Raw genomic sequence first — 17799 nt, 5'->3', positions numbered from 1 at the left:
GGCGGAGTTTGTCAAGCAAGTTTTTTCGTTTCTGCGGGCTACTTTCCGACACCAGTGGTGTTAAGTATTCGTACAGTTATTGGTGTTATCAAGATACTCCCTAATCTTCTTTAAATCCTCCCAGGCTAAACGTTTTTGCATTGGCTGACGCAGTAGGTAAGCTGGGTGAAATATAGCAGATGTGGTGATTGAATTGGACAAATATTGGTTAGTGTACGTATGAAATCTACCACGCAAATTCGATATAGTTTTTGTGCTGTCAAGAAGGCTATAACATGCGATTCCCCCGACTAAAATTAGAATTTGCGGTGAAACCAGTGCAACATGCTTCTCAACAAATGGTCTGCACATATCAAGCTCTAGGTCGGTTGGCTTTCTATTGCCAGGTGGGCGCCAAAATACAGTATTGCTTATGTATACCTTAGTGCGATCAAGATTGATTGCATTTAACATTTTATCGAGCAACATTCCACTTGCACCACAAAATGGTATGCCTTGAAGGTCTTCATTTGCTCCTGGAGCTTCACCAACAAGCATAATTTTTGCGTTTGGATTACCATCGGAAAAGACAGTATTAGTTGCAGTTTTTTTTATCTCACAACCTTCAAATGATTCAACTGCACTTCTTAATTCATCCACACTACCACATTTACCTGCAAGTTTCCTTGCTTCAATTATCCAGTCACTTGGAAACATGTCTTTTCCATCTTTAGTGTCATCCCAGCGCGTATCTGCATCTTTCTTCTGGGTCCCAGTTTGGATAACAGAGGGTTGTACACCCTCTTTGCTCTCCAGCTTTTTTTCCTCTTCACCCTCTGTTAGTGTGCAATCAACGCCCACTTCATGGTAAAATTTTAATAATTCTAGGTCTTTATTGCTCATAATGCTTTTTAACCTTTTGTGCTTTTTTCATGGCCATATCATACTTTAATTTAGATAAATGTCTAATATATAATATGCCGTTTAAGTGATCTAATTCATGCTGAATACACCTTGCAAGCCAACCACTAGCTTTTAGCGTCTGTTCTTCGTTATTTAAGTCTCTGTATTTCACAGTTAAATACTTTGGACGCTTAATTTCATAGCTTTGCTCTGGAATTGAAAGGCACCCTTCCTTGAGAGTCACTTGTTCATCAGATAATTCCGTAATTTCTGGATTAATCATGCAAAATTTGCCAATTGATTCATATCCTGCTGGCTCATTTTCAATTGTTTCTAGCTGAACATCCACAACAAAAATTCTCTTTAACACTCCAACTTGCACTGCAGCAAGGCCAAGACCTTCTGCATCATACATAGTTTCGAACATGTCGTTTACTAATCCTTTAATTTTATCGTTTATATCTGTTACTTCACTGGCACGTGTGATTAGTCTTTCATCAGGGGCAATTACAATTGGTAATATGGACATAAAAATTATAATTCTATGTTTTGCTTTTCCTTTTGTCCAGAATTTAGTGTATATTAAAATGTTGCTATATCTATAATAGAAATATAAATTATTAAAGAAAGCTACAATTTAAATGAAATTGCGTAATAAGGTTAACTAATGTACTCTGCAGTAATAGCAAAACCAAAGAGAAATGTTTTTGCTGTTTTAGACATAGGTACAACAAAAATTATCTGTCTAATCGTTAAGATAAATGGCAACTTCAGCTATAAAGTAACAGGAACGGGTTATAAGATTGCAGAAGGTGTAAACGGTGGATCAATAACTAATGTAAAACACGCAAATTACTCCATCTCATCAACTATAGGTTTAGCTGAACAAGTATCAGAAGAAACCATAGATCAGATATATGTGAACATTGCTGGATGTGGCATCTCATCTTTCAATGTACATAATGAAATTATTGCAGCTAACCATGAGATTTCCGAGCGTGATATAAGACGTGTAGTTTTTCAAACATTTGAGAAATATATTGAAGACAATGTTATCATTCACAATATACCACTAAAATATCACTTAGATGACATGACTGACATAAAAGAAGTTGGTGGATTGTACGGAAAAAGACTATCTGCTGATGTTAATGTTGTCACTGCTTCGCGTCCAGCGCTTACCAATATTGAAAACTGTATTACCAATAATGGTGGATTAAATATGGCAGGTTGTATTGCTTCTGCATATTCTGCAGGTCTTGCCTGTCTGAGTGGAGATGAAAAAGAGCTCGGGACTGCTATTGTTGATATAGGCGGTGGGTGCACTGCAATTGGAATTTTCAAAAGAGGGAAACTTGTGTATGCAAGCAGCGTTCCAATTGGTGGTGTTCATATCACTCGAGATATTGCTTACGGGCTATGCACAAGCATAGAACGTGCAGAGTATATAAAAATACTGTATGGCAGCACTATCGTAACTTCAATAGATGAGAATGAGTACATTACAATGCAAAACAACGAAAATGATGAACCTACTCAAGTATTCAAATCTGAGCTTATTAACATCATAAGACCAAGAGTTGAAGAAATACTTGAAATGGTAAGAGAGCAATTTCAAGAGCAGAAAGATCCAATTAATAAAGTAGTGATCACAGGTGGAACTAGTCAACTCACAAGCATGAAGGAAATTGCAGGCTATATATTCAATAAGCAAGTTCGAATTGGGTGCCCTGAGTCTTGTAGCGGTCTTGATGGCGAATATGATAAAAATCCTGTATTTTCTGCTGCTATAGGCTCTATAAAGCTAATAGTTGACACTTTTTATAAAAATAATTCTGGTATTTTAGGTCAGGATGGTAAAATGAGTAAATTGTATAATTGGGTTAAATCAAAAGTTACAGTCTAGATTTCTGTTTTACCACCTTTCATACAAATGACTTGACACTAGGATCCATAGGACTTATTTTTATAATATGTAAAATTATTATGTTTATGTACTTGCGAGTAAGCGTACCAATTACAATAAGACATGGAAAATATGAACATAACTATACACTCACAAGAAGATTTTGAATTTATGCGCAAGGCTGGCAGGCTTGCTGCTGAAACTCTTGATTTCATTGCACCGTACGTAAAGGTAGGGGTGACAACTAATGAGTTAAATGATCTATGTCATGATTTTATAATTAATGCAGGTGCAATTCCAGCACCACTAAACTATAGGGGGTATCCAAAATCGATTTGCACTTCAAAAAATGCAGTTGTGTGCCATGGTGTTCCCGATGATAAACCACTTAAAGATGGAGATATTTTAAATATTGATGTCACGGTGATTTTAAATGGCTGGCATGGTGATACAAGTCGCATGTTTTGGGTTGGCAAGCCATCAATAAAAGCAAAACGCTTGTGTGACGCTACTTATCATGCATTGATGGAAGCAATCAAACAAGTTAAGCCCGGCAATAAGTTAAATGAAATAGGGCTCGCTATAGAGAAATATATTAGAGATTTTGGATATTCTATCGTACGCAGCTACTGCGGACATGGTATAGGAAAAGTCTTTCATGCTCCACCAAATGTAGTGCATTTCTATGATCAAGATGAAGATCTTGTCTTAAAGGAAGGTATGTTTTTTACAATAGAGCCAATGATTAATGCTGGAAAACATGAGACTCTGCTCAGTAAACTCGATGACTGGACAGTAACAACACGCGATCTTTCACTTTCTGCTCAATTTGAGCATACACTTGGAGTGACAAAAGATGGTGCTGAAATATTCACATTATCACCTAAGAATTGGCATTTCCCACCTTATAATTAGATTTTTTTAAATTCTGCTATACTGCAACTATACTTGGTTTACTTTGGGTGATTTTGAAGAAAGCTCACCCTTAATTTGCGATATAGCAACTAGCCCAATTATAGCTCTTTTCATAAAAGTCCGGATGTGATAGGATAAGGATAGATGATGATAAGGAGGTTGAATGCCAGCAGCATATAGTTATGATTTAAGAAAAAAAGCAATGGAAGCGCTAGACGAAGGAGAAAGCAGAGAAACAGTGGCAGCAAGATTTAAGATTGGACGAACTACTTTATGGGAGTGGCAGCAAAGAAGAAAAGAAACAGGAGACTTTCAATCAAAAAAACTTGGAAATGGGGGTTACAATCACAAAATTACCGACTGGGATACCTTTGCCAAATTTGCCAGAGAACACGGAGGAAAGACTCTATCGGAAATGGCTAAACTTTGGAACAACGTTAGTATCCAAACGATCTATCGAGCCCTTAAAAAAATTGGATTTACGCGCAAAAAAAGACATATGGATACAAGGAAAGAAACGAAGAAAAACGTGCTGAATTTTTGAAAATTATAGCGACAAAAGAACCTAAAAACTTAGTGTATATAGATGAGTCTGGCATTGATATAGCTCTTTCCATAAAAGTCCGGATGTGATAGGATAAGGATAGATGATGATAAGGAGGTTGAATGCCAGCAGCATATAGTTATGATTTAAGAAAAAAAGGAATGGAAGCGCTAGACGAAGGAGAAAGCAGAGAAACAGTGGCAGCAAGATTTAAGATTGGACGAACTACTTTATGGGAGTGGCAGCAAAGAAGAAAAGAAACAGGAGACTTTCAATCAAAAAAACTTGGAAATGGGGGTTACAATCACAAAATTACCGACTGGGATACCTTTGCCAAATTTGCCAGAGAACACGGAGGAAAGACTCTATCGGAAATGGCTAAACTTTGGAACAACGTTAGTATCCAAACGATCTATCGAGCCCTTAAAAAAATTGGATTTACGCGCAAAAAAAGACATATGGATACAAGGAAAGAAACGAAGAAAAACGTGCTGAATTTTTGAAAATTATAGCGACAAAAGAACCTAAAAACTTAGTGTATATAGATGAGTCTGGCATTGATAACACCGAAGACTACCCCTACGGATATTGCCAGAAAGGACAGCGGTTTTATGCCTTAAAATCTGGAAAGAAAACTCAACGAATCAGTATGGTTGCAGCCTTAAGTGGAAGAAAGATAGTTGTTCCGTTAACCTTTGAAGGCCACTGTAATATGGATGTTTTTAATGGATGGTTTGAGCAATTTTTGACACCGATCTTGGAACCTGGACAGACTGTCATTCTTGACAATGCTACTTTTCATAAGTCTGATAAGATTATCGAGCTTGCTAAAGGGGTTGGTGCAGAAATTTTGTATCTGCCGCCTTATTCTCCAGATTTCAACAAAATTGAGCATCATTGGTTTGCTATAAAAAACAGAGCCAGGAAAAACATTCCTCTATTCGAATCCTTTCGTCGTGCTGTTGATTCTGCCTTCCTATGACCTGTTCGGACTATTATGAGAAATGCTATAACACCGAAGACTACCCCTACGGATATTGCCAGAAAGGACAGCGGTTTTATGCCTTAAAATCTGGAAAGAAAACTCAACGAATCAGTATGGTTGCAGCCTTAAGTGGAAGAAAGATAGTTGTTCCGTTAACCTTTGAAGGCCACTGTAATATGGATGTTTTTAATGGATGGTTTGAGCAATTTTTGACACCGATCTTGGAACCTGGACAGACTGTCATTCTTGACAATGCTACTTTTCATAAGTCTGATAAGATTATCGAGCTTGCTAAAGGGGTTGGTGCAGAAATTTTGTATCTGCCGCCTTATTCTCCAGATTTCAACAAAATTGAGCATCATTGGTTTGCTATAAAAAACAGAGCCAGGAAAAACATTCCTCTATTCGAATCCTTTCGTCGTGCTGTTGATTCTGCCTTCCTATGACCTGTTCGGACTATTATGAGAAATGCTATAATTGCCACTACATAACATTGAGAAAACTGGATAACTCACTATTACAAAAGCTATAAATGCAAATTTCATAACTTTTTCTCTTCCTATCTTATCAGAAAGTATAGCAAATAATATTGTCAACCCTCCGAGCGCAATTTGATTCAGTATTTCCACTATGTGATTAAAATGAGTATTTACTGTTAATATTTTATTCGTAAGCACATTGAAAAATACCAGATATATGTAAAGAGATGAGTTTTCAACTATATCAACCCCAACTGATATCAGAAAAGGTTTTTTATAGCTATTTAATAACTCTTTTAATGGCAATTTAGATGGATTTTTCTGTCTTTTATACTCTGGGCTTTCATCAAGTATATATCTCATATATATGCTAATTAATCCCATTGCTAAACTGAAAATGAAAGGTAATCTCCACCCCCAAGATTCAAAATCAGATACTTTTTTGCATATGAGTACCGCTATCAAGCTTAATACTGAACCAAAAATTGCGCTTAATACTTCAATGCTGCCAAAAAATCCTTTTTTGTTTTTAGGAGCATGTTCTATTAAAAATGGTGCATTTCCTGCTTCTCCTCCAAGAGATATACCCTGCAATAATCTTAAACACACTACCAGCATTGACGCTAGTATTCCAATGCTTTGATAACCTGGAACAAAAGCAATTAATACGGTTGATAAAGTCATTAATATAATCGAGAGCAATAAGGCAACTCTTCTGCCATGTTTATCACCAATGTGACCAAATATAGCAGCACCGACTGGTCTCATTAAGAAACCCACTGCAAACACTCCAAAAGCCTTCAATACGCTGGTTAGTTGATCATCCGATGGAAAAAACACACCACCTATTATGTTTATTAAGTGGCCAAAAAGCATGTGGTCATACCACAATAAAGTGTTACAAATCAAACTTGAAAATATTACTTTTGTTATTTGCTGCATAATTTCCCTATAGCCTGTTTGATCTTATATATAAAAAAAAATGTGAACGTTATGTGAATATTATATTAACAATATTAAACCTTAATTTTAATATTATTGCTCATATATTCCGATAAGATACCATATTTTGGCAAGAAAATCTATGTACATAAATAAAATTGATGTGAAGAGTAGAGTAGAGTAGGATATCTACACCAACTGTACTTAAATTTTTTGATATGACACACACTCCAGTTTTGTTAAAAGAGATGCTATCACTACTATCACCGCAGGATGGTGGCATATACGTGGACGCCACATTTGGAGCTGGAGGGTATAGCAAAGCAATATTGGAGTCAGCTGATTGCAAAGTATATGCAATTGATAGAGATGAAACGGTAACTAAGTTTTATGATGATTTAAGCGTTAGATATCCAGATAGAATAAAACTATTCATTGAGAAGTTTAGTAATATTAAAAGTATACTAAGCAGCGTTGAGCCATCTCCTGTCATCCCAGTACTTGATACTGGAAAAAATAACTGGTCACGCGCTGGAATGACATCAAACGGGGTGGATGGAGTGGTCTTTGACATCGGAGTTTCATCTATGCAGCTTGATAACGGAGATAGAGGGTTCTCATTTTTACATGATGGTCCACTCGATATGAGCATGGATAACTCTTCTTATATAAACGCTTCAACGTTTGTTAACGCTTTACGCGAAGAAGAAATCGCAAATACTATATATAACTACGGAGGCGAACGTCATTCTCGCAAAATTGCAAGAGCAATAATAAATGCACGGAAGAAGAAAACTATCAAAACTACATTTGAGCTTGCGGATATTGTACGTTCCGTGGTATTTCGTGGAAAAAGCAAAATTGATCCTGCAACCAGAACATTTCAGGCAATCAGAATATGGGTAAACGATGAGCTGGGAGAACTTGAAAAGGGTATTAAAGCTGCATCTGAGATTTTAAGTGAGAATGGCAAATTAATTGTCGTCACCTTTCATTCCTTAGAAGATCGTATAGTCAAAACTTTTTTTAAAGATTTATGTGCTACTGATTGCAAGACATTCTCTCTGCTAAATAAAAAAGTGATCGAAGCAAGTATAGAAGAAGTAAGTGCAAATCCGCGTTCACGCTCAGCAAAACTAAGAGCTATACAGAGGTTGTCGTGAAAACTTTCTGCATCATCTCAATAGTTATGTTTTTTCTTAGCATTGTAGGACTATTTAAGGTAAAATTACATGTTCAGTCGTTAAATAGAGAGCTAATAAAAATAAAAAGTGAAATTAATTTAGTACAAAGTGATATAAAAGTTTTACAAGCAGAGTGGAGCTATTTGAATAATCCAAAAAGACTTGCAAGCCTTGTAAAGAAATACCTGAAAAATAACTCTTTAATACTGGCTAGCCAGGTTAAAAATCTTGACTCTTTAAATGGCTGCAGTGTGCTAGCACAACTTAAAATCCATGATCAACAGTGAGATTAAGTCTTATTTTTTACAGATGAGCACATCACAATAAAACTTACTTTGTATCCGTTCAGGATAGCGGCAAGGTAGTATAACCATAGAGTAAAAGTGAGTTTACAACAAATGGTGTCATCCCAGTGCTTGACACTGGGATTCAGCCTTTCCATAATCATCAAAAACATTGTATTTTAACGTAAAACAGCTATTTTTATGCTTACCAACTTAATAAAATTCCTGGATCCCAGTGTCTGGGCACTGGGATGACAAAGGAGAGCAGTGTCAGCTACTTGCATAACACCATTTGTTGTGCAACTTACTTTAGTATGAAATTGCTTGCGTAAAATTTTGGCAGCCTCTTAACATTTTTTGGCATTTCAATTATGTATTTAACGTTGCGTTTTTTTGCGTAGAATACTGCTTTTTCAAGAGAATCAAACTTTAATACAATCTGTTTTTTTGGATCTTTTGAGCCAACCCACCCCATTAAAGGTTCAATGTAGTAAGAGCCAGATTCAATTTTCAGGTGCCAGAAATTTGTATTACCTAAACCAGATTGTGTTGCAGTTCTTGTTGGTCTATAAATCCTAAAAACTACTTTATCGTCAATGCCCATAGTTCTTGTTAAATAAGCTTAAATATATATCTAAATAAATCCTTTCACAAACAATTAGTATGAAAGAATGAAGTTTGAAATAAATATTTTTATGTTATATTATTATTAAATTATATTAAAAGGATTAGCTGAATAGGAGTAACCGATGACGCAACAGGAAATAGTAACAATTAATGCAGAGTTACGTGATATAACAAAAACAAAAGCGATGAATTCTCTAAGGAAGAAAGGAAACATCCCTGGAATCATATATGGAAAGGGCCATGATAATGTAAATTTGACATTGTCTGCAAAGGAATTCACAAAGCAATATAAGTCAGGCTCTCTTTCTGCACATTTGATAGAGCTGAATATTTCGGGCAAAAAGGAATATGCTCTTGTTCGCGATATCCAATTGCATGTAGTAAAGGATACTGTGCAACATGTTGATTTTCAGTTTGTTGATAAAGGCAGTGAAATTAAAATAGACATACCTCTATCATTTGTGAATGAAAGTAAAGCTCCAGGAATCAAATTAGGTGGAGTGCTTAATGTTTTGTGTCGTTCTATTGCTGTTAAATGCTCTCCTGATAAAATACCTCAGGTTATTGAAGTTGATTTATCCGGTAAAATGATTGGCCAGTCTATACATATTAATGATGTAAAATTACCAGAAGGTGTTAAGTTTGTAGCTCATGAAGAAGAAAATTTTACCATTGTTACAATTTCTGCTGCCGATAGTGACGTTGAAGAACCTCAAGCAGAAACAGAGGAATAGTGCACCTGATAGTTGGGCTTGGTAATCCTGGCAGTCAATATGAGCTAACTCATCATAATATCGGCTTCATCACCGTTGATGCAATTTGCAAATATTGGAATTTCCAGTCGTTCTCTAAAAAAGCCGATTATCTAATAACCTCTGGCATAATTAATAATAATAAAATTATGTTAATAAAGCCTTATTCATTTATGAATAATTCAGGCATCCCTGTTGCAAAAATACGAAACTTTTACAAATTATCGCTAGATAATATCGTTGTCATACATGATGACGCTGATTTGGAACTTGGAAGAATAAAAGTAAAGAAAGGTGGTAGTTCTGCTGGACATAATGGACTTAAATCCATAGATAGTTTTATTGGCAACGATTATTGGCGCTTGAGATTTGGAGTGGGTAGACCTGAAGATCAAAGAAGCTTAGCAGATTATGTGTTATCAAAATTTTCAAATTTTGATAATGTTACTCCCTTAGTGGAAAAAATAGCAAAAAATATACACTTAATGCTGCAAGGAGATAATACAGCTTTTATCAATTTGATTGTATAATATTACGAAACACAGGGAGTGTATGGTCCCAGAGTGTGATGGTGTGGATTTAGTATGAACAATTCAGGAGATTTTGTCCACTGTAAAGATATAAACTCAAAAGGTGTAAGATCCTTAAGAGTTTTGAGTCTTTTAGCATAATTGTAGGCCATAACAAAGTCATAAAGATGCTCTTTGAGTTGCTGGTGAGACTGATAGTAATACTTCTTAACAGTGGCATTCTTTAAAGTTTTGTTCATACGCTCAACTTGCCCATTTGTCCAAGGATGGCTAACTTTTGTTAGACGGTGTTCAATGTCATTTTCTTCACAAGCTCTATCAAATATATGTTGAAAAGCGTATTTATGGCGTTTTTGGTTGGTAAATTGTATACTGTTATCTGTCAAAATAGTGTGGATTTTATATGGTAAAATTTTAATCAAATTACGTAGAAACTCAGCAGCTATAGGTTTTGTAGCACTTTTATGCAACTCAACATACGTAAATTTGGATGTTCTATCTATTGCAACAAACAAATATAACTTTCCTTCTTCTGTTCTGACTTCTGCAATATCAATATGGAAATAGCCTATAGGATATTGTTTGAATTTCTTTTTTGGTTTAACTTCGCCATCAACATCTGGTAGTCTGCTAATGCTGTGCCTCTGTAAGCAACGATGTAGACTAGAGCGAGTCAAGTGTGGGATTGAGGTTTGCAAAGCGTAGAGACAATCATCTAATGGCAATAGAGTATGCTTACGAAATGCAACAATTACAGCCTCCTCTTCTAAAGTTAAAACAGTTGATCTTGCATGCTTCGGACCCATATCAGCGTCTTTGGCAAAAGACCGTTTTCTCCATTTAATGATAGTTTTTGGATTAAGGTTATAGTACCTGGAGAGTTTTGCTATGCTCTCTTTACTATTTTGTATTGCTCTACGAATTGTCTCTGTTGTTTTGGCGCACCCATGTAATATTTGTCCCATAATTCCTCCTTTGATGGTATTGTTTTCTCATATTTTATCATACCATCACACTCTGGGACCATACATCCCCCCCTCCCCCCTAATTCCTATATCAAACCTTTCTTTACTAGATTATATAGTCAATATAAAAAGCCATATAAAATTGCTTCCACTGCTGCCATGAGGAAATTGCTTATTCTTGCTAACTCTTTAGTCAGAGATGACAGGGTTTTTACTGAGGAATATAACTCTCTGTCTGTTTCTATCTAAGAGCCAGCATAGCTGTGGATAAGCACGTTTATACAGATAAAAGTACTTATCCACAGCTACATCAATTTTTCTATTGACTTTTAACACAACTGCTGAACAGATACATTCGTCATCCCGCTACGTGTTAGCGGCCAAGATACCGCGGCGGTATGACGTGGGAAACCTGACTTGCATTAGCTATAAAATAGTGATTTATATAAATCCCATAGCATGCCAAATGAAGCGTTTTTTGAGGAAATTTGAATTTTCAACTGCAATCAAGCCAAGATTTCTTAGTGCTTTAGCGCAGAATATTCTGTTGGAAAACATCCTATTTAATCCATCAGTTGCAAGCGCCATTGTAAAATTATCAAAGTATCTGTTACGTGAAATTTTCTTTAATAAATAACTACTGCCAACATCAGTACCAGCCGCTTTTGCAGCAACTACGTGCTTTATAACACTTTCTACATCTCTAATTCCAAGATTAAGCCCTTGACCTGCAACTGGATGAATTGAATGTGCTGCATCGCCGATAAGCAAAACTCTACCCTTATATAACTTTTTTGCGAAAGCAAAACTTAAAGGATAAAGTTTTCTTTCACCCTCTAATTTTATCTCTCCTAAATAAGAACCAAATCTTTTTTTAAGCTCTATAATAAATTCTTCTTCAGACAGATCCATTAGCATTTTTGAAATTTCAGATTTTTCTGTCCAAACTATCGAAGAAGTATAGCCACCCTTCATCGGTAGAATTGCAAATGGACCGCCAGGGAAAAAACGCTCCACAGCTAAGTTTTGGTGATGCAGTTCATGCTTTACATTAAATACTATGCTACTTTGTTTATAGTCAAATTTCACTGTCGGTATAGAAAATAACTCTGGTAATTTAGAGTTTTTGCCTTCAGCACAGATAAGTAGCGATGATATTAATTCCTGGTTATTATCAAGAATCACTTCCACATATCCTGAATCACAAGCAATTGTTTTATAGGAATGTGGAGAGTATATATTCAGTTTATTTAGAAAATTATTGTTGATTGCATTCCATATAGTAGCATTGTTGATAACATAACCCATTGGCTCTTCGCTAACCATTTTATGATTGTAATGCACAGTAACCGCATCTAATATGCATATATCAAGTATTGGCTCAGCTTCACTTTCCACAAACTGCCAAATCCCTAACTTTTCCAATATTTTTTTCGAGCCTTGAGAAATAGCAAATGCTCGATTATCATCTACTACACGTGGTAGACTATTTTTTTCAATCACAGCTACAGACACAGAGTCACAACTGAGGCCAATGGCAGTAATAAGACCAAGTAACCCACCACCTGAAATGATTACATCATAATTCATTTTATTTACGCTAATTGTAAAATTATATTTTATCTGTTTTGAAAATAGTTTAAACAAACTTTATAGACAAAGACCTATAGCTAACCCAAGAAAGATTTCCCTACGTCATACCGCGATTCATTCCATAGCTGTACGAACATTGCAATGTGGCACATAGTAAACGATGTCATGAAAGTAGCTGACACTGGAATTCAGAAAAAAGGATGATGTTATTCCAGTGCCTCTATGATGTCATCCCAGTGCTTGACACTGGGATCCAGCTTTTTCATAATCATCAAAATGTTGTATTTTAACATAAAACAGCTACTTTTATGCTTACCAACTTAATAAAATTCCTGGATCCCAGTGTCTGGGCACTGCCCACTGGTGGCCCAAACTACAACGTTCGTACAGTTGTGCGCGGTATAGATTCCGCTAACTAGTAGCGGAATGACGGTTTTTCAAATTGTCGGTAAACCTAAGCCACTTTAGCTATATCATCTTGAGAACACCTAAAAGTAAACTTCTGTAATAAAATGTTAATTACTTCATGCTAAGATAGATCTTATTTTATTAAAGGTATTAGTTTATGACTACAGATTGCAAAGCAAAAATGTTAAATTGCATTAGTAAGTACAGAGAAGAACTTGGAGAAAACAAAGCAGCAATCAAACAAACTTTAACTAATGATAAAATCAATATAAGCGATCACTTTTACCAGGGTGATAAAATCTGCAACGAAGAAATATTTAATGTAGGAGGCGAGTGTCAAGATACAAAACATGGTAACTCAGAATATACGTATGATGACTGGAAGCAAAAAATTGAAAAATCTCATGCTAAAGATTTGCTAAAAATGCTACAAGATAAAGCAAAAGACAAAATATTAAAGAGTTTTGAAGATTATGAAAAGTATCATGAAAATGCTGTTGAAGCTATAAAAAGAGAATTAGACATAGATTCGAAATTAAAGGCAATATTCAGAGAAAAGCAACAACCAGAAACTGATGAAACTCGAGCATATTATGACATTATACGAGGTTTGTATGAAAATGGAGACATGGATTCTCAATTAAAGTGCAGAGATCTTGATTGTTTTGATAGAACAATAAAGGATAATCTATCCCAAAAACAATCGGAATTAACTAATATAAAGAATAACTTTTTAGATGATACACAAAACATCTTTAAATATATTCAAGTTGAAGATAATATTTGATAGACGAATATCTATTTTATAGTAAAGAGGACAGACGAATTCTTAAAGTCTCTTTGCGTAAAGCTGTGTTTTTTTTAGAATTTTACAGCTATGCAATGTTTTACTGTTTCCAAAGCAATATCTTTATAAATTTTTGCCAAATCCTCACTTAACATTAAAGGATTTCCGCAATCAGAAGCATGGCATATTTGTGGATCTAGAGGAACTCTGCCTAGAAGTTTGATGCCCAGCTCCTCAGACATTTTTTTTGCACCGTCTTTTCCAAATATGTATATTTTTGAGCCGCTTTGAATGAAATAACTCATATTTTCTACAATGCCAATAACCGGTACGCTGAGCTTTGTAAACATATCATAAATTTTGCGAGCATCGATTAAAGAGAGCTCCTGTGGAGTTGAAACTATTATCGCCCCAGTTAAGTTAAAATTTTCCATAAGACTTAAATGCACATCGCCAGTTCCAGGTGGTGTATCAACTATCAAATACTCTATATCGGACCATTTTGTTCCCATTAGCAGATTATAAAGTGCTTTTGTAATCATAGGTCCGCGCCATATTGCTGCACGATCTTTATCGATAAAATAGCCAATTGAAATAGTATGCAGTCCATACTTTTCTATAGGCATTGCTTTACTATCCTGTATTTTTGGCTTTAATTTTTCAGCGCCAAGCATTTTAGGAATTGAAGGACCATATATATCTGCATCAACCAGCGCAACTTTGTGTTTTAACTTTGCTAATGAGAGAGCAAGATTTAGCGCAACTGTGGACTTGCCCACACCCCCTTTACCAGAGGCCACAACGATTATATTTTTCACTCCTTCGATATGTAATTTAGCTTTTTGTTGCCCAGTTTGTTTTTGACAAGTAGCAACCACGGTCACTTTTGTCACCCCCGGTATAGCTTTAACAGCTTGCTCACAATTTCTTCTTAATTCTTCATTTGCTTGCGTGTTACCGGCAACTTCAAGCGCAAAACCAACGTCCCCACCTTTAATAATGATTGAGGATATTATACCAAGAGTTTTACCACTTTCTTGTTCTACGACTTTTTTTAAGCTCTCTCTTACAATTTCTTCGTTGATCATTAGCCTTTTAGGTGATTTCTTCCTGAAGTCGTTTAATCTCAGCTTGAGGAAGGCCGGTTGTCTGAGAGATAATATCAATAGAGATGTCAGCCTTAAGTAGGTTTTTTGCTACTTCAATCTTTCCTTCAATCTTTCCCTCATCAAGTTTTTGAACGAGGATGCCTTCTTCTTTCCGCAGATCCATTATTCTTTCTTCGTAAGCTACTAAATCTTTTTCATTCCAGCTAAACCTGTCTAATTCATCGTAGACTAACTTTATTATTGGTGCTTTTTCTGCTATTTTCCTTAAGTCTTCTTCCGTAGTTTCATCTGCATACTGTTGTCTAAGTGAAGAAGGTCGCCCCTCCTCACTCGACTTCAAAACCGTACGTGAGACTTTGCGCCTCATACGGCTTCTCTCCAATTTGGTGCTTTTCATGCACACCTCCTGTGTAATTCATCGTGACAATGTCCATGTAACAAAGATAAGTTTTTGATCATATTGTTTCGTCTATTCCGGTCTTTGTGATGTATTTCTATTGTATCATCACTTTTAAACCATAGTCTACAATTATCACATTTACTTTGTTGTAACTTCAATAGTTTTATTACTCTTAATGGCTTATCTGGTATTTTTCTCAGACGTTTGCCCCAATATACCCAATCACCATCATATGGAGATCTGGTTTTTTGCACTTTGATATGTCGTTTAATATCATGATCGCTGTGTATAATAAGATGTATCTTGTTACTTGTCATAAAACGCCAGTTATCGTTATTATACTTTTTAAAGTATTTTCTTTTTATCCAGCATTTCCCTTTGTTTGGGTGCCTAAAGACTGACCTTACCCAGAAAAAGTGGAGAGAAAGAAAAGAGTTTTTTTGGGTAAAATAAAATTTTGGAGGATTAGAAATGGTAAGAGAATATACAGCAGAATTCAAATTGGAAGCTGTTAAACTGGCAAATGAACAAAGAAAGGCAGGTCAAACAATTACAAAAATAGCAAAGGATTTAGGAATAAAGGGTGGTTTATTAGGAAAATGGATAAAGAAACACAACGAAAAAAAGTCGGCAGCAGATGCATTTCCAGGTAGAGGTAACATGGCTCCTTACGACAAAGAGAGGTTTGATTTACAAAGAGAGTTAGCAAGAGTAACAAGGGAAAGAGACATTAAAAAAAAAGCCCTGGCCAGTCAAAAAGAGTAAAATATTTTTTTATAAAAGAGCATAGTATAGCTCTTTCCATAAAAGTCCGGATGTGATAGGATAAGGATAGATGATGATAAGGAGGTTGAATGCCAGCAGCATATAGTTATGATTTAAGAAAAAAAGCAATGGAAGCGCTAGACGAAGGAGAAAGCAGAGAAACAGTGGCAGCAAGATTTAAGATTGGACGAACTACTTTATGGGAGTGGCAGCAAAGAAGAAAAGAAACAGGAGACTTTCAATCAAAAAAACTTGGAAATGGGGGTTACAATCACAAAATTACCGACTGGGATACCTTTGCCAAATTTGCCAGAGAACACGGAGGAAAGACTCTATCGGAAATGGCTAAACTTTGGAACAACGTTAGTATCCAAACGATCTATCGAGCCCTTAAAAAAATTGGATTTACGCGCAAAAAAAGACATATGGATACAAGGAAAGAAACGAAGAAAAACGTGCTGAATTTTTGAAAATTATAGCGACAAAAGAACCTAAAAACTTAGTGTATATAGATGAGTCTGGCATTGATAACACCGAAGACTACCCCTACGGATATTGCCAGAAAGGACAGCGGTTTTATGCCTTAAAATCTGGAAAGAAAACTCAACGAATCAGTATGGTTGCAGCCTTAAGTGGAAGAAAGATAGTTGTTCCGTTAACCTTTGAAGGCCACTGTAATATGGATGTTTTTAATGGATGGTTTGAGCAATTTTTGACACCGATCTTGGAACCTGGACAGACTGTCATTCTTGACAATGCTACTTTTCATAAGTCTGATAAGATTATCGAGCTTGCTAAAGGGGTTGGTGCAGAAATTTTGTATCTGCCGCCTTATTCTCCAGATTTCAACAAAATTGAGCATCATTGGTTTGCTATAAAAAACAGAGCCAGGAAAAACATTCCTCTATTCGAATCCTTTCGTCGTGCTGTTGATTCTGCCTTCCTATGACCTGTTCGGACTATTATGAGAAATGCTATAACTGCTATAAAGTACAGGAATTATGTAGGATTTTCTGCTAGTGGCTACTATAAGTGGACCACAAGAAAAATAAGCAGTAGAGAATCAGCAAATAAAGAGCTACTCGCAGCTATTCAAAAAATATATCAAGTTTCTAAATGTAGATATGGAGCTCCTAAAATTCATGCTGAATTGAAGGCTTTGGGTAAAAGTTGCAATTTGAAAACGGTGCAAAGTATTATGCAGAAAAATGACATCAGGGCTATACTGAGAAGAAAGTTTAAAATTAAAAAACAACAAACAGATAATAGAGCTGTAGCTCCCAATATACTAGATCAAAACTTTATTGTTGATCAACCAAATAAAGTATGGGATTACTTACATCAAAACCAAGGAGGGATGGCTATATTTGGCAGCAATAATTCTCACGTATGGTAGTTAATGAGTAGTGCAATAAATAAACAATTGGTTATGAACTCTTTATTAATGGCCATTAATAGGCGTAAACCTGTTAAAAATCTACTGCTGCACAGTGACCAAGGTTCACAATATACTGCGCAAGGGTATCAATATCTCTTAGCTGTAAAGAATATAGATGAGTAATAAAGGCTGTTGTTACGACAATTCTGTTGCAGAAAGCTTCTTTAGCTCATTGAAAAGAGAAATACTTATTGATACTTCACAACACTCTGCTCAACAAACTAGAACTGCAATATTTGAATACATAGAAATTTTTTATAACAAACAACGTCACTATTAACTATTGCATTCCAGAACAATTTGA

22 protein-coding genes and 2 pseudogenes are annotated in these 17799 nt (G+C 35.6%); 15 read left to right on the top strand and 9 right to left on the bottom strand.

Translation table 11 applies throughout. The features are described from left to right. Positions 1-60: 60 nt before the first annotated feature. Both AAGD93_RS01220 and def read right to left on the bottom strand, forming a co-directional pair. The gene (locus tag AAGD93_RS01220) at positions 61-882 is read right to left on the bottom strand and encodes a uracil-DNA glycosylase (protein WP_341819598.1); all 822 of its coding nucleotides are present in this window, start codon (positions 880-882) and stop codon (positions 61-63) included. Then, on the bottom strand, positions 872-1411 hold the full coding sequence (def, locus tag AAGD93_RS01215) for a peptide deformylase (RefSeq protein ID WP_341819597.1): 540 nt from the start codon (positions 1409-1411) through the stop codon (positions 872-874). The genes AAGD93_RS01220 and def overlap by 11 nt, the downstream gene beginning before the upstream one ends. Positions 1412-1549: 138 nt before the next feature. Here def and ftsA point away from each other — a divergent pair, with 138 nt between their 5' ends. From ftsA to AAGD93_RS01190, 5 genes and pseudogenes are all read left to right on the top strand, one after another. After that, a complete protein-coding gene (ftsA, locus tag AAGD93_RS01210; protein ID WP_010962406.1) occupies positions 1550-2788 on the top strand; it encodes a cell division protein FtsA in 1239 nt (412 codons plus the stop codon). A 132-nt stretch (positions 2789-2920) separates the two neighbouring features. Further along, entirely contained in the window at positions 2921-3703 is a 783-nt protein-coding gene (gene map / locus AAGD93_RS01205; protein WP_264338571.1) for a type I methionyl aminopeptidase, read from the top strand. Positions 3704-3866: 163 nt separating this feature from the next. Further along, entirely contained in the window at positions 3867-4247 is a 381-nt protein-coding gene (locus AAGD93_RS01200) for a helix-turn-helix domain-containing protein (protein WP_007549224.1), read from the top strand. 122 nt (positions 4248-4369) lie between these two features. After that, a protein-coding gene (locus AAGD93_RS01195; RefSeq protein ID WP_341819182.1) for an IS630 family transposase occupies positions 4370-5229 on the top strand; the annotation gives its coding sequence in 2 pieces (ribosomal slippage) (positions 4370-4694 and positions 4694-5229; 861 coding nt in all). A 29-nt stretch (positions 5230-5258) separates the two neighbouring features. After that, a pseudogene (locus AAGD93_RS01190) lies at positions 5259-5678 on the top strand (IS630 family transposase); the annotation flags it as partial. Positions 5679-5693: 15 nt separating this feature from the next. Here AAGD93_RS01190 and AAGD93_RS01185 read toward each other — a convergent pair. Next, positions 5694-6653 (bottom strand): annotated as a pseudogene (locus tag AAGD93_RS01185) (MFS transporter); the annotation flags it as partial. A 218-nt stretch (positions 6654-6871) separates the two neighbouring features. Between AAGD93_RS01185 and rsmH the strand changes: the two are divergent. Together rsmH and AAGD93_RS01175 are read left to right on the top strand one after the other, a co-directional pair. Continuing rightward, complete coding sequence (rsmH, locus tag AAGD93_RS01180) at positions 6872-7816, top strand: 16S rRNA (cytosine(1402)-N(4))-methyltransferase RsmH (protein ID WP_006279684.1); 945 nt, start codon at positions 6872-6874, stop codon at positions 7814-7816. After that, entirely contained in the window at positions 7813-8124 is a 312-nt protein-coding gene (locus AAGD93_RS01175; RefSeq protein ID WP_341819596.1) for a hypothetical protein, read from the top strand. The genes rsmH and AAGD93_RS01175 overlap by 4 nt, the downstream gene beginning before the upstream one ends. A 301-nt stretch (positions 8125-8425) precedes the next feature. Here AAGD93_RS01175 and AAGD93_RS01170 read toward each other — a convergent pair whose 3' ends face one another. Next, entirely contained in the window at positions 8426-8725 is a 300-nt protein-coding gene (locus AAGD93_RS01170) for an NADH dehydrogenase ubiquinone Fe-S protein 4 (protein ID WP_341819595.1), read from the bottom strand. Positions 8726-8870: 145 nt separating this feature from the next. Here AAGD93_RS01170 and AAGD93_RS01165 point away from each other — a divergent pair, with 145 nt between their 5' ends. After that, positions 8871-9482, top strand: coding sequence for a 50S ribosomal protein L25/general stress protein Ctc (locus AAGD93_RS01165; protein ID WP_264339268.1), 612 nt, complete (start codon positions 8871-8873; stop codon positions 9480-9482). After that, positions 9482-10030 (top strand): aminoacyl-tRNA hydrolase, encoded by a 549-nt coding sequence (gene pth, locus AAGD93_RS01160; RefSeq protein ID WP_341819594.1) that lies wholly within the window; start codon positions 9482-9484, stop codon positions 10028-10030. Before AAGD93_RS01165 ends, pth begins: the two co-directional genes overlap by 1 nt. Positions 10031-10032: 2 nt before the next feature. Here pth and AAGD93_RS01155 read toward each other — a convergent pair whose 3' ends face one another. Beyond that, positions 10033-10995, bottom strand: a complete 963-nt coding sequence (locus tag AAGD93_RS01155) for an IS481-like element ISWpi4 family transposase (protein ID WP_341819593.1) — start codon at positions 10993-10995, stop codon at positions 10033-10035. A gap of 441 nt (positions 10996-11436) precedes the next feature. Beyond that, entirely contained in the window at positions 11437-12585 is a 1149-nt protein-coding gene (ubiH, locus tag AAGD93_RS01150; protein WP_341819592.1) for a 2-octaprenyl-6-methoxyphenyl hydroxylase, read from the bottom strand. A 568-nt stretch (positions 12586-13153) separates the two neighbouring features. Between ubiH and AAGD93_RS01145 the strand changes: the two genes are divergently transcribed. After that, on the top strand, positions 13154-13783 hold the full coding sequence (locus AAGD93_RS01145; protein ID WP_010082230.1) for a hypothetical protein: 630 nt from the start codon (positions 13154-13156) through the stop codon (positions 13781-13783). A 74-nt stretch (positions 13784-13857) separates the two neighbouring features. Here AAGD93_RS01145 and AAGD93_RS01140 read toward each other — a convergent pair whose 3' ends face one another. From AAGD93_RS01140 to AAGD93_RS01130, 3 genes are read right to left on the bottom strand one after another with little or no spacing between them, the layout of a single operon-like run. Further along, on the bottom strand, positions 13858-14871 hold the full coding sequence (locus tag AAGD93_RS01140; protein WP_065094974.1) for an Mrp/NBP35 family ATP-binding protein: 1014 nt from the start codon (positions 14869-14871) through the stop codon (positions 13858-13860). Positions 14872-14878: 7 nt separating this feature from the next. After that, complete coding sequence (locus tag AAGD93_RS01135) at positions 14879-15289, bottom strand: hypothetical protein (protein ID WP_264723206.1); 411 nt, start codon at positions 15287-15289, stop codon at positions 14879-14881. After that, complete coding sequence (locus AAGD93_RS01130; protein ID WP_065095496.1) at positions 15286-15609, bottom strand: HNH endonuclease; 324 nt, start codon at positions 15607-15609, stop codon at positions 15286-15288. Before AAGD93_RS01130 ends, AAGD93_RS01135 begins: the two co-directional genes overlap by 4 nt. A 154-nt stretch (positions 15610-15763) precedes the next feature. Between AAGD93_RS01130 and AAGD93_RS01125 the strand changes: the two genes are divergently transcribed. The 5 genes from AAGD93_RS01125 to AAGD93_RS07620 all read left to right on the top strand — a co-directional run bounded on the left by AAGD93_RS01125 (position 15764) and on the right by AAGD93_RS07620 (position 17775). Continuing rightward, positions 15764-16057 (top strand): transposase, encoded by a 294-nt coding sequence (locus AAGD93_RS01125; RefSeq protein ID WP_341819579.1) that lies wholly within the window; start codon positions 15764-15766, stop codon positions 16055-16057. A gap of 89 nt (positions 16058-16146) precedes the next feature. Continuing rightward, a protein-coding gene (locus tag AAGD93_RS01120; RefSeq protein ID WP_264705388.1) for an IS630 family transposase occupies positions 16147-17006 on the top strand; the annotation gives its coding sequence in 2 pieces (ribosomal slippage) (positions 16147-16471 and positions 16471-17006; 861 coding nt in all). Positions 17007-17021: 15 nt separating this feature from the next. Then, positions 17022-17453 carry an IS3 family transposase gene (locus AAGD93_RS01115; RefSeq protein ID WP_341819591.1) on the top strand — a complete coding sequence of 144 codons (432 nt, stop codon included), beginning with the start codon at positions 17022-17024 and terminating at the stop codon, positions 17451-17453. A 3-nt stretch (positions 17454-17456) separates the two neighbouring features. Continuing rightward, positions 17457-17618 carry a DDE-type integrase/transposase/recombinase gene (locus AAGD93_RS01110; RefSeq protein ID WP_010082071.1) on the top strand — a complete coding sequence of 54 codons (162 nt, stop codon included), beginning with the start codon at positions 17457-17459 and terminating at the stop codon, positions 17616-17618. Then, on the top strand, positions 17611-17775 hold the full coding sequence (locus AAGD93_RS07620) for an IS3 family transposase (RefSeq protein ID WP_010082072.1): 165 nt from the start codon (positions 17611-17613) through the stop codon (positions 17773-17775). The genes AAGD93_RS01110 and AAGD93_RS07620 overlap by 8 nt, the downstream gene beginning before the upstream one ends. The last annotated feature ends 24 nt before the right edge of the window (positions 17776-17799 follow it).

Source organism: Wolbachia endosymbiont (group A) of Brachyopa scutellaris (assembly GCF_964026995.1).
Classification (GTDB): Bacteria; Pseudomonadota; Alphaproteobacteria; order Rickettsiales; family Anaplasmataceae; genus Wolbachia; species Wolbachia pipientis.
Note: the sequence above shows the minus strand (reverse complement) of the source record. Positions and strands in the feature narration are given on the sequence as shown.